The following is a 13822-nucleotide window of genomic DNA, read 5'->3' on the forward strand; positions in this document are numbered from 1 at the left end:
TAAATCATTATTTATGGGACTACATGTACCTTACTTTTCAAGCGGTTTACTACGCTTTCTTTCAGTCGTATTTTCTTATTTTCGATTAAACCGACATCACACTTTTATTTTTCACAGGAATTACTGATAGGCGCCTGATTGAATTTAAGCCAATTCTTTTGCGTTGGTTCATTCAAACCAAAAAACTAATACTAACCAATATATAAACTATGACACAAAATCTATCCATTTTCAGGAGGGGCTTTCTTCTTCTGTGCTTGGGTTTGTTGTATGCCATCGGCGCAACGGCCCAAACAAAAGTTACTGGTAAAATTATTGCCAGTGATGATCAGCTTCCAATCATTGGAGCAACCATTAAACTCAAAAATGCAGCCGGAGGTACAACTACAGATGCCAATGGTGCGTTTTCCATCAGTGCGAAGCCTACAGATGTGCTGGTCATTTCGTTTATCGGCTTTTCTAACAAAGAAGTAACCGTTGGTAACCAAACCAATATTACCGTAACACTCCAAGCAGAAAATAACAATCTAACAGAAGTGGTTGTAACGGGTTATTCCTCACAACGTAAAAAAGATTTAACAGGTGCGGTAGCAGTAGTAGATATGGGCGTTTTAAAAGCGCAGCCAGCTGCAAGTGCTGTAGAGGCCTTGCAAGGGAAAGCCACCGGTGTACAGATTATTAATGATGGTGCGCCAGGTTCTACCCCTCAAATTCGGATCAGGGGAACGAGTACTATTAATAATAATGAGCCATTATATGTGATTGATGGTGTGCCCTTCGAAGGCAAGCTATCCTGGCTAAACCAGAATGACATCGAAAGTATGCAGGTGCTTAAAGATGCATCATCGGCATCCATTTATGGCTCCAGAGCAAACAATGGGGTCGTAATTATCACCACCAGAAAGGGAACATCCGGTGCGCCAAAAATTACCGTTGATTCTTATTATGGAACACAGGTACCAAGGAAAAATAGTTTTCCGGAAATGATGAACCCGCAACAGTATGCACAATATGTATTTGATAGCTATACCAATGCTGGAAAAGCAATTGCGGCAGGGAGAAATTATGGATCTGGCACAACTCCTGTATTACCCGAATATTTAGTAGCAGGATCTGCTTTAGGCCAGGATGTTACTTCAGCTGATGCTGATCCATCGAGATATAATTACAGCCGTGATCCATCGCTTTTTTATCAGATTACAAGGGCCAATAAAGCAGGAACGAACTGGTTTGATGAGATTACCCGTTCAGCACCGGTACAAAATTATCAACTGGGTGCAACAGGCGGTTCAGAAAATGCAACCTATGCCTTATCTGCTGGTTATCTTAACCAGAAAGGAACCATAGATTATACAGGCTTTAAACGCTATAATATTCGTACCAATACTACTGTGAGTGCATTCAATAAACGTATTCGTTTTGGTGAAAATGCACAATACAGTTATTCTGAAGGATATGGTTTTGGTGTAAATCCAAATACACCCGGCGGCTATCAGGATCAGGGAAGTGCACTGGGTTGGGCCTATCGGATTCCCACCATTATTCCTGTTTATGACATTAATGGAAATTTTGCAGGTAGCCGGGGAAGTCAGCTTGGAAATGCAGAAAATCCTGTTGCTTTCCTTTACAGAGCAAAAGATAACGTAAACAAAAGCAATTTCTTCTTTGGCAACATGTTCGCGGAAGGCGATATTGTTAAAGGTTTGGTGTTAAGAACCAATTTCGGTGTACGTTATGAGAACTATAACGGCCTGTCTATGCGTTATCCAAATCTTGAATTTTCAGAAGGTAATAACTCCAATAATTTAAGCGAATATCAGGGATATAATACGGAATGGACCTGGTCTAATACCTTAAATTATAGCGCAACCTTTAATGAAAAGCATAAGTTAAATGTGTTGGTAGGTACTGAAGCCATACGTTCAAGATCAAGGCAGTTAAATGGATCAAGAAACGATTTCTTTTTATTAGGTGATCAGGATTACTATTACCTCAATACCGGATCATCCAATATCAGTAACTCCAGTACGGGTTCTATCGGTTCTCTTTTCTCCATATTTGGAAAGGTTGATTATTCATTTAATGACCGCTATCTGGCCAGCGTAACCGTTCGGAGAGATGGATCATCTAACTTCGGTCCGGCAAATAAATATGGTGTTTATCCTGCAGGAAGTGTTGCATGGAGATTATCAGAAGAAGAATTTTTGAAAAATATTAAATGGGTATCTGATTTAAAACTTCGTGTAGGTTATGGTCAAACCGGTAATCAACGGATTCCGCCATATCAGTATATCAACAGGTACCAAAGTTCGATTACTAATGCAGCCTATGCCGTTGGTGGAGGGAATACGCTTACTACCGGGGTATGGCAAAATGCTTATCTGAATTCGGATGTTAAATGGGAATCCTTAAAGGCCCTGAACGTAGGTTTGGATTTTACCTTATTTGAAGGTGCTTTTGATGGATCGGTAGATTGGTACAATAAAAAAACTACCGATATGCTTTACAACCTGCCTTTGCCATCAAGTGTAGTTGGGTTAGGAAGTTCACCGTTTGTTAATATTGGCGATATGAGCAATAAAGGGGTTGAATTTAACGTGGCCTACCACTATGGCAGAAAAGCTGATAATCCTTTTAAGTTTGATTTTGGCGTTAACTTTTCAAGAAACGTAAATAAAATTGACCAGCTTGCTCCCGGAATTTTTAACCAGGTATATGGTAATTACAGAAGTTTGCAAACCAGTGTTTTACAGCAAGGTGCATCATTTGGATCTTTCTATGGATATAAAACCAACGGAATTTATCAAAGTGCAGCAGACATTCAGAATAACCCATCATACACGGGGGCTCGTGTAGGCGGCTTACGTTACCAGGATATTAACGGAGATGGTGTGATTGACCCAAAAGATCGTACAATTATTGGAAATCCAAATCCTGATTTCACTTACGGCGTAAATCTGAATGCTTCTTATCATAATTTTGATATTACAGCATTTTTATATGGTGTACAGGGCAACGATATCTTTGAGGCCACTCGTTACTTTACCGATTTTCCATCCTTTGATGGCGCTAAAAGTACCCGTTTGTTAAATGCCTGGAGTCCGAGCAACCCGACCAGCACTATTCCATCTGCTTATGCTGGTGCATCTGATGTAGAATTTGCTTCTTCGAGTTATTACATTCAAAATGGTAGTTTCTTAAGGCTTAAAAATCTTCAGGTTGGGTATTCGATCCCTACAAATAAGGTTTTTGGTGCAAAAGCAGGGATCAGCAAATTCAGGGTATATGTGGCAGCCAGTAACTTATTTACCATCACTAAATACACGGGTGTAGATCCAGAGGTTAGTCAGATTACGGATGGTTTCACCGCTCCAGGTGTTGATCAAGGGGTATATCCATCACCGCGACAGTTTTTATTAGGTATAAATGTTGGATTTTAATTAAAAGATTTTACGATGAAACATATAAAATATATTTTCTTTTCCATATTGATTTTAAGTAGCGTATCCTGCAAAAAGGAATTTCTTTCGCTAAACCCACAGGCTGAACTTACAGCAGAGCAATTAACCACCCAGGATGGGGTAGAAGGTTTACTGCTTGGTGCATATGGTCTTCTCAATGGCAATAATAATGGCACATGGGGTAATTATGGTGCAGCTCCAAGCCAGTGGCTATTTGGTGAGGTTGCTTCTGATAATGCACATAAGGGGAGTAGTAATGGTGATCAACCGCCAATGAATGCCATAGAACAACATTCTCCTACCAGTACAAATGATAATCTTTCTAACTTATATGACAGGTGCTTTGAAGGCGTTCAGCGTTGTAACAATACATTAAAAGTACTTGCAACCCTACAAGCCGGAAGCGGAGCTACCAAGTTTTCGGATAGCAGGGCGAAAGAAATTCAAGGTGAAGCCAGATTGCTCCGGGCACATTATTATTTCTTTCTGGTTAGGGTTTTTAAATTTGTACCTTATGTTACCGAAGCTTCAAACGGAGTGATCGTTCCAAATGATAAAGATATTTACCCGAATATCATTGAAGATCTTCAGGCTGCAGTGGCAAATCTGAACACCACTAAGCCAAAAAATCAAAAGGGGCGTATGGATAAATATGCTGCTCAGGCTTATCTTGGAAAGGTTTTATTGTACCAAAAACGTTATGCTGAAGCTTATGCTCAACTTAATGCCGTAATTGTAGCAAAGGGCAGTTTGGTAAATATGCCTTATACTGATAATTTTGATATTACTAAAGAGGGTGGTCCGGAAGCTATTGTAGCGGTAGAGCATTCAGTTGGTACAGATGGCACCGGTGGCGATAACGGTAACGTTGGTGATATGCTTAACTTTCCTTATGGAGGAGTAACACCGATCAATTGCTGCGGATTTTTCCAGCCTACTATTGATCTGGCAAATGCCTTTAAAGTAGATGCTTCAGGATTACCGCTATTGGATGGTAGTTACAGAACCAATCCTTATACCTCAGATTTAAATTTATCAGCAACTGCAAAAGCAAGTTATCAGGTAGATCGTACCATCGCATTTGATCCAAGAATAGAGTCTACAATTGGCCGTCGTGGTGTACCCTATCGCGATTGGGGAATTATGGCCGGTGATAGCTGGATTCGTGATTCCAGTAACGGAGGTCCTTTTGTTGCTGTAAAAAATTCAATTGAAGCTTCGCAGATTGCATCAGGTACCGGTCCGGGCATGACGAACGTAACTGGTTTAAATGTAAACCTGATTCGTTTGAGTGATGTTTATTTAATGGCGGCAGAATGTGCCGTTGAAACGAATGACCTTTCTACGGCATTAACCTTGGTGAATGCGGTACGACTTCGTGCAGCAAAAATAACCCCGGCCACTATTAATGGTGCGCCAGCCGCGGCTTATAAAGTTAATCCTTATCCTTCTTTTCCAAATGCAACTTACGCCAGGAATGTCGTTCGTTTTGAGCGCAGACTTGAACTGGCCATGGAAGGACACCGCTTTTTTGACCTGGTGCGTTGGGGAATTGCAAAACAAACGCTCGAAAGCTATTTTGCTTTTGAAGGAAGGTATTTCAATTATTTAAATGGCGTAACAATTGAATCAAGAGATGAATATTTCCCACTTCCACAAGATCAGATTGATAGAAGTAACGGGACATTAAAACAGAGTCCGGGATACTAACTATCGAAACTATTTATAACAAAACGCATGGAGCAATTTGTTCCATGCGTTTTATTTTTAGCTTGAATTTACCCGCTTACTTTTCTTCTTTAAACCTGCTAAAAACCACCAGGGCGATCAAACATAAGGCAAAACCAACCACTCCGTTTAACCGTAGTCCAAAGTCGTTTCCAGGATCTTTTCCATAGATGGTAAGCATAGCAAAAACGGCAATACCTAAGGTTTGACCCAGTTTCACAAATAGGTATTTTACGGCGAAGAACATACCCTCATGATTCTCACCTGTTGCGATCGTATCTTTTTGGGCGATATCTGCTAAGATTGCTGTAGGTAAAATGCCTAAGGCAGCAAGTGGAAAAGATGCTGAAAGTACCAGAAGATAAATTTGAGTGTAAGGTCTGAGCGGGAGCTTCCCAAGAAAGAAGATAGTTACAAAAATGATGCAAAGTACACCGAATCCCAGCAAAACAAACGGTTTTTTGCCAATTTTCGCTGATCCTAATGTAACCACCGGATAAAATAAAAGTGAAGCAAAAACCATTGCAGCCATAAATTTTCCGCCTTCTGATTCTGGTAAGCCAAGCAAAACAGTACAGAAGAATAATAGGCCACTGGAGATGATACTCAAAGCCGTATAAAAAGCAAAATCAGAAATTAAATAATACTTGAAATTGCTATTTTTGAAGGTGTTTTTTATGGCAGGCCAAAGGGGAACATGAGTGGGCTTTGCCACAGAGAATTCCTTTTCATTAATGAAGAATATTGGCATCAGCATAACCAGGCCAGATAAAATACACAAACCCCAGATGGCAATTTGTACGGCCTCGCTTCGGTTTGCAACATCAAAATGATTTTGAACTAAATCTGCGAAGTTGTTGGTACAGGCAGAAAAGATAATACCAATTACAAAACCCACCTGCTGATAACTGGATAATTTAACTTTTTGACGAGGCGTATTGGTTACTTCGGCTAGTAAGGCATTATACGGAATAATGTACGTAGTTACCGAAACAAAAAATAAGCAAAGTGTAATCGTGAGCCACCAGGCATTATGTAAACTTTCTCCCTTTTCAATAGGATAGAAAACCAATCCACAAAATATCATGGCGGGTAAAATTGCCCATTTCATAAAAGGCATCCGTCGGCCGTTTGGGTTTTCACTGGCATCGCTTTTACCGGCAATAAAAGGGTCGAATATGGCATCGACTAATCTACCGGAAGCAGCAATGATGGATAAAATATTAAATGCACCCAAAAAAACAAGCTGTGGAACTAAGGCAGGTAGGCCGGAATTACTTGGTGGCAGGTAGAAAAATGGAAGCATTACAATGATGATGTTAGTCATTGTGCTCCAACCAATCATTCCTGCAGCATAAGCAATTTCTTGTTTTAGGGAGAGTGTTTTGTTCATTAATCTGGTCAAGTAATTTGTAAAGCAAGGTCTTATTTTTTATTGGTAAAAACAGCTTTGCTTTACATTTTATTCTCTTCAATTTGTAAGGTTTTTTTTCCTGAAATTGGTTACCCAGAAAGTTTAAGTCTTACAACTGATCGTTATTTCGCTAATGGGGTGTGGATTTAAGACTCCATTATTTTTGATGCTCGAAAAACAGCAGCGAACGCGATTTAGCGCTGATTAATTGGCGTTTAGAAAACTGATTAATCACTTATTTTTTAAAATACCTGGAAGCAAAATAGATAACTAGAAAGCCTATAAAAATATACAAACCATTCAAGGCGGCATTTGGGTCGTCTGCATAAATGCTAAATGCTACGAAAGTATAAGCCGCAATAAATATAATTGGCAAAATGGGGTAAAGCGGAACTGTATAAATTGTTTTCTGATCAAGATGTGCCGTTCTTTTTCTTAAAATGAAAATAGTGGCTGCGGAACTCGCCATGCTGATGCTTTCCAGGAAAATGGTGTAATTTAGAATCTTATCAAAGGTTTTGGCATAGAAAATAATGACTACAGCAATGAGCGTAAAAACGGTTAAACTTAAAGTAATTACTTCTGTTTTTTTATTCATTTTACTGAATATTTTCGGCAGTGCCCCTTCTTCGCCCATGGCAAACATCGCCCTTGGGTTGCTTAATAAATTCACATTAACGTAACCCATTACGGAGACAAAAATAATCACTGAAAGCATTTTAAAACCCGCCGGACCAAATATTTTCGAGGCCAGAATTGCCGCAATACTTTCAGCCGTTTTCAATTCTTCAAAGCCAATTACTTTTACATAAACATAATTAATAATTAGATAAAGGGATACGATTATTGATAGGCCAATAATGATTGAACGGGGAATAACTTTCTTGGCTTCTTTTACTTCTCCTCCAAAATTAATGGTTTGTGCATACCCTGCATAAGAGAACGAAACGGCAATTAAACATAAACCTAAGGCTTTTCCATAATCAGACCAAATAGGTATGGCACCGGTTTGAGTTTTGAATACGGGTGCTATGCCCTGAGTTTGTGAGCCAAAAAAGACGGCACAAATCAGCAGTAAGATTAAGGCAATTTTGACAATCGTTAACACATTTTGGGTTTTAGCACTCGCTTTTAAACCCAGCAAATTGATGAAATAGAAAGTTAGAATGGTCGTGATCGCAATCGCAACCCTGTAGAAATCGGTTTGCATATCTGCAGGGAATATAATTTTACCTAAGTATTCGGCACCAATAATCGAAATTGCTGCCACCGACGCTGCACTTGAAATAATTACAATGCAGTTGATGGCAAAAGCAATAGAAGGATGATAAGCCGCAGAAAAAATTTTATAATAACCACCTGTTACCGGATATCTTGAGCCAATTTCTGCATAAGTTAACGCACCACAAAACGCCACAAAGCCGCCTATAAACCAGGCCAGATAAAATAGTTCGGGAATCTGGGCTTTTGCTGCCACGTTTACAGGCGTACGAAATATACCCATGCCGATAACCAAACTGACCACAATCATGGATAAATCAAAGAGCGAAAGTTGCTTTTTTTGTTGCATTAAATGGATAATAAATTATGGGCTGAAGATAGGGAAAAAATGAATAAGGGGTAAAAGTGGAAATGGAGAACGGGAAATGGAGAATAGGGAATAGGAAAATGGAGAATAAACAGGAATGACCAGCGAAAAACATATCCCAAACCAATATCCACATCCAATCATTTTAATGTTGAAATTTTCATTTGCTAGCTTCGAAGAATAGAAGTATTATTGTATAATAATTTTGCTATTCGATTTTTGTAGAAAGATCATTGTATTTTTCTCCTTTATTCGATATCAAATCATCCCAAAACTATTGTCATGTTGAACGTTAAAGCTTGCTCCGAACATCCCTCGGTTTAGCTCCTTTGTGTAATCACGAAGTTCTATCAACTTGATAACAATTAAAAATTTATGGCAGAAGTAGTTTATAACGACGACAGTATTCGCTCATTAGATTGGAAAGAACACATCAGATTACGGCCCGGTATGTATATCGGTAAGTTAGGTGATGGCTCTGCACAAGACGATGGAATTTATGTTTTGTTAAAGGAAATTGTAGATAACTCTATTGATGAGTTTGTGATGGGGACTGGTAAAACCATCGAAATTACGGTTTCAGAGCAAAAAATAAATGTTCGGGATTATGGTCGCGGTATTCCATTAGGTAAAGTGATAGATTGTGTGAGTAAGATTAACACCGGTGGTAAATACGATAGTAATGCGTTTCAGAAATCTGTAGGATTAAATGGGGTAGGTACGAAAGCGGTAAACGCACTATCTACTAGTTTCACTGTACAATCCTATCGTGATGGCAAAAGTAAAAAAGTCGAATTTTCGAAAGGGGAAATTGTTAATGAGCAACCCATTATCGATACTACTCAGCGAAATGGTACAGCCATTACCTTTTATCCAGATGAAACGATTTTCAGAAACTACCACTACATTCCTGATTTTGTAGAAAGTATGGTGTGGAACTATGTGTTCCTGAATACCGGCTTAACTGTAAATTTTAACAACCAGAAATATTTTTCGGAAAGAGGATTGTACGATCTGCTTTCTAAATTTAATAAGCCAGAAGAAATTCGTTATCCGATTATCCATATGATTGGTAACGACATCGAAATTGCCATGACGCATGGTCAGCAATATGGCGAAGATTATCATTCATTTGTTAACGGACAGCACACTACACAGGGCGGAACCCATCAGGCTGCTTTTCGTGCGGCAGTGGTAAAAACCGTAAGGGAGTTTTTTAAAAAAGAATTTGATGCTGCGGATGTGCGTTCCTCTATCATTGCAGCAATTTCTGTACGCGTGCAGGAACCTGTTTTTGAATCGCAGACGAAAACTAAACTGGGTTCCCAAAACATGGGACCAGAAGGGCCATCTGTAGCTACATTTATCAATGATTTCGTCAAAAAGGAACTGGATGATTACCTGCACAAAAATCCGGATGTGGCAGATGCGCTTTTAAAGCGGATTAACCAATCGGAGCGTGAGCGTAAAGATATTGCTGGCATTAAAAAGTTGGCAAACGACCGGGCGAAGAAAGCTTCCTTACACAACAAGAAACTTCGCGATTGCAAAGTGCATTTCAACACTACGCATGAAAAGCGTTATGAAACCACGTTGTTTATTACCGAAGGAGATTCCGCATCGGGTTCCATTACAAAATCCCGGGATGTAGATTGCCAGGCAGTTTTTAGTTTAAAAGGTAAACCGCTGAATTGTTATGAGTTAACCAAAAAAGTGGTTTACGAGAATGAAGAATTTAATTTATTGCAGCATGCACTTAATATTGAAGATGGTTTAGAAGGTCTGCATTATAATAATATTGTTATTGCAACTGATGCAGATGTAGACGGAATGCACATTCGTTTACTGATGATGACTTTCTTTCTTCAATTTTTTCCTGATTTAGTAAAAGCAGGGCATGTTTATATTTTACAAACCCCATTATTCAGGGTTCGAAATAAGAAAGAAACTATTTATTGTTATAGTGATGAAGAGCGTCGAAATGCCATCGCAAAATTAGGTAATAAACCAGAAATCACTCGTTTTAAAGGGCTAGGTGAGATTTCTCCTGATGAATTTGGTTTGTTTATTGGTAAAGATATCAGGCTTGATCCTGTTATTTTGAAAGATCAGACCATTAAAAGCTTGCTGGAATATTATATGGGAAAAAATACTCCCGACAGGCAGCAGCACATTATTAGAAATTTACGCGTAGAAAAAGATGAGGTAGAAGAAGAACCTAAAATTATTGATGAAGTAGCATAAAATTCGGCGTTGATATAATCACAAATTAAATCAACGTATTTGAAACCCACAAAAAGTTCAGCAAGAAAGTATTTAATAGTCGTATCTTCAATTTTAGCGATTTTCGGTATAACGGCAGTTTTATTTGTGAATTTCTCTAATATACCACTGCTAAAGTCGGTGAAGAAAATTGTTCAGGTGCAATACGATTATGCAAAATTAGATAGCTGTATCTTTAAACTTTACAATGCAGATAATAGCTGCAGAATGTATATCGTTAGTGGGGATCGGAATTACTACAATTTATTTATTAAGGAGATTAAACAAATCTCCTTAATAATGAAAACCATCGAACTTAAAAACTATAAAGAGAATGATTCTTCTGCTAAAGATTTTGATCGGTTAATTGGACAAAAGAAACTCCGGACACAGCAGTTTATACGTTTAAAAAGGCTTTCAGATAGTCTGATTAATTTTTCTGTTCAAGTTGGTGAGATAGCAAAAAAAAATAAATCTCAGGCTAAGCTTTTCACCACAAGGCAATTTAAAAACATCATAAAAATTGATACGATTAAGCCAAAGAAAGCCAGCCATCAAAAAAAACGATTTTTTAGCCGTGTAATCGCTGCTATTAACGGTAAAAGTTCCAATGAGACAGATAGCGCAAAATCAACAATCGTTAGAACAACCATTTCTGTTGATACCTCATCGCTGAATTTAACTTACAATAAGCTACAGCTTAATACCATTAACGATTATTACCTTAAACTCTATCTTACCAATAACAGACTTAAAATTAAGGAAAAGCAATTGCTTACGATTAATTACCAGTTGATTTTTAAAATTGTTAATGAGCTGAAAAAGTATAAATCTATTGAAAGAGATTATAACACATCCGCACAAAAAATTGCAGATATAAATGCCTTTAACGAGGTAGAAAATTTAGATAAGTTTACCAAAGTATTGCTTGCGCTGGCCACGGGCCTCTTGGCTTTTGTTTTTTATATGATTTATCATTTTTATGAAAATGAGAAAACATTAATAGCACATAGTGATAAAGCAGCATCTTATGCGGTATCGAAAAGCCGTTTCCTGGCTAACATGAGTCATGAAATCAGAACCCCCTTAAATTCCATTGTTGGATTTTCCGAACAGTTAACTCAGGTTAACCTGGAAACCGAGCAAAAGGAACAGGTTTACGCCATCAAAACTTCCTCTATAATGCTACTGGAGGTGGTAAATGATATTCTTGATTTTTCGAAATACGAAACCGGTAAAGTTGTGTTAGAACAGGTTGCTTTCTCACCTTATACGGCCATAAAAGATGTTTTTGATAGTATGAGTGTCCAAGCCATAAAGAAGGAAATTGGCTTTAATATGGAGTTGAATATCAGTAAAGATGTTTACTTACTTGGTGATCCTCTGCGCTTAAAACAAGTGGTGATGAATTTGTTAAGCAATGCAATTAAATTCACCTTAAATGGAACTGTGAAGCTGAATGGAGATTTAACCATCACTCAGGAAGGGCAAGCCAAACTTAAAGTAAGTATCAAGGATACTGGTTTAGGTATAAGAGCCGCAGATCAGCAAATTATTTTCGATGAATTTGCGCAGGTGTATTATGCATCTACAAAAGAAAGGCAGCAAGGTACTGGGCTCGGCTTAGCCATCTGCAAGAAAATTGTAGAATTTCAAGGTGGAACAATAAGTGTAGAAAGTGCTGAAAATGAAGGTTCTACTTTTTCTTTTGAACTATTGTATCCACTAGCTGCTAAACCAATTGCAACCAATTATCCTTTGCCAAAATGCTATGATGAAGTTGCAAGCCTGGCTGGAAAAAGAATTTTGCTGGCAGACGATAGTATCTTAAATATTTTACTGGCCAGCACAATCCTAAAAAAATACAAAATCATCTTTGATGCGGTGTACAATGGAGAAGAAGCCTATGCCTTATTTTCTGTAAATGATTATAATCTTATTTTAACTGATATACAAATGCCAGAAATGGGTGGGATTGAACTTACGCATAAAATAAGAAAACATGCAGAAGTTTATAAAAGAAATACACCTATACTTGGCATAACTGCAAATGTTTTACAAGAGGATAGACAAAAATACCTTGCCTCTGGAATGAATGAATTGGTTTTGAAACCATTTCTTGAACACGAACTATTGGAGAAAATCCTGAAGTTTATCAGTTAGCTAAATAAAATAGATCTCCTAAATTAACATAATGTGCGTGATGGTGCTTGTGAATTTTTTATGTCTGCTCACACTATTACTTCTCAACTCGATCGACGATGTAAAGTTCCAATTACCCAAAATGATGGCATCCAGCTATGGGTTTCTTCCAAACTTTGCATGTTGATTATATGAATCACCAGATTATTTATCCGGAGGATTAAGTGTATCTTCAGGATGCTGAGGCGGAAGAACATCTACCTGTTTCTCTACAATGGTGATTTTCGTAAACACAGCATATTTGCTTGGCGCTATACCCCCATCAAACTTCTCAGAGTAAGCCTGTGTAAATTCAGCTCCAAAATACAGGATTATAGAAGTATAGTAGATCCAAAGTAAAATCACAATGATTGAACTTGCTGCACCAAATGCAGAACCAGGATTGCCCTTTTCAATGTAAATGCCAATTAAATATTTACCCAAACTAAAAAGTACGGCTGTAAATAATGCACCAATTATAGCAGATTTCCATTTAATCACCACATCTGGGAGTACCTTAAAAATTACGGTAAATACTGCGGTAACTGCAGCGAGTGTAATCACGTTATTTAATATGTAAATAATCAATGCCATGGTATCATCAGCAACAGGAATTACCTCGTCAATCTGACTTTTAGAAAGCAATGAAATTAATTTATCTCCCAGACCAACCACTACGCTATTGACCACTAATGAAACCAGTAGCAAAAAACCCATCGAAACGATCAGAGAGAAAGAAAGCAACCGGTTAGTCAACATTTTCAGCCAGCCTTTTTTAGGGATGGCTTTAACCTTCCAGATCATGTTGATGCTATCCTGAATTTCAATAAAAATTGCTGTAGAACCAATAATAAGTGTCCCTATCCCGATTATAAGGCCTATTGTAGATTGTCCGCTTTTGGTTGAATGTTCAACAAAACCTTGAATTTGCGTTGCAGCATCCTGACCAACCATATCTGTAACCTGCGCGAAAAACTTATCACGCGTATCCGTATTACTTTTATTGCCTAAGAAAATGGTAGCTGCAGATAAAACAATAATAATTAAAGGAGTGAGCGAAAATATAGTATAGTAAGCTAACGCTGCACTAAGTTTCATTACCCGATCTTCCATAAAGCCTTTTCCGGCAGCTATGAATAAATGATATAGGGCAATAAAAAAATGTTTGATCTTCTTAACTAACTTCAT

7 protein-coding genes are annotated in these 13822 nt (G+C 38.0%); 4 read left to right on the forward strand and 3 right to left on the reverse strand.

Annotation, left to right across the window (positions count from 1 at the left end; translation table 11 throughout):
• Nucleotides 1-209 precede the first annotated feature (209 nt).
• Both SOM16_RS18415 and SOM16_RS18420 read left to right on the forward strand, forming a co-directional pair.
• Entirely contained in the window at nt 210-3440 is a 3231-nt protein-coding gene (locus SOM16_RS18415; RefSeq protein ID WP_320465467.1) for a SusC/RagA family TonB-linked outer membrane protein, read from the forward strand.
• Nucleotides 3441-3455: 15 nt separating this feature from the next.
• A complete protein-coding gene (locus SOM16_RS18420; RefSeq protein ID WP_320465468.1) occupies nt 3456-5171 on the forward strand; it encodes a RagB/SusD family nutrient uptake outer membrane protein in 1716 nt (571 codons plus the stop codon).
• Between the two features lie 76 nt (nt 5172-5247).
• On the opposite strand, the gene SOM16_RS18425 is transcribed toward SOM16_RS18420, so the two are convergent.
• Together SOM16_RS18425 and SOM16_RS18430 are read right to left on the reverse strand one after the other, a co-directional pair.
• On the reverse strand, nt 5248-6582 hold the full coding sequence (locus tag SOM16_RS18425) for an MFS transporter (protein WP_320465469.1): 1335 nt from the start codon (nt 6580-6582) through the stop codon (nt 5248-5250).
• 256 nt (nt 6583-6838) lie between these two features.
• Entirely contained in the window at nt 6839-8173 is a 1335-nt protein-coding gene (locus SOM16_RS18430; RefSeq protein ID WP_320465470.1) for an APC family permease, read from the reverse strand.
• Nucleotides 8174-8566: 393 nt separating this feature from the next.
• On the opposite strand from SOM16_RS18430, the gene SOM16_RS18435 reads away from it, so the two are divergent.
• Both SOM16_RS18435 and SOM16_RS18440 read left to right on the forward strand, forming a co-directional pair.
• Nucleotides 8567-10435 (forward strand): DNA topoisomerase IV subunit B, encoded by a 1869-nt coding sequence (locus SOM16_RS18435; protein ID WP_320465471.1) that lies wholly within the window; start codon nt 8567-8569, stop codon nt 10433-10435.
• 39 nt (nt 10436-10474) lie between these two features.
• The gene (locus SOM16_RS18440) at nt 10475-12616 is read left to right on the forward strand and encodes an ATP-binding protein (RefSeq protein ID WP_320465472.1); all 2142 of its coding nucleotides are present in this window, start codon (nt 10475-10477) and stop codon (nt 12614-12616) included.
• Nucleotides 12617-12799: 183 nt separating this feature from the next.
• Here the strand turns inward: SOM16_RS18440 and SOM16_RS18445 are convergent, their stop codons facing one another.
• Nucleotides 12800-13822, reverse strand: coding sequence for a YihY/virulence factor BrkB family protein (locus tag SOM16_RS18445; RefSeq protein ID WP_320465473.1), 1023 nt, complete (start codon nt 13820-13822; stop codon nt 12800-12802).

This window comes from Pedobacter sp. CFBP9032 (genome assembly GCF_034045265.1).
Lineage (GTDB): Bacteria > Bacteroidota > Bacteroidia > Sphingobacteriales > Sphingobacteriaceae > Pedobacter.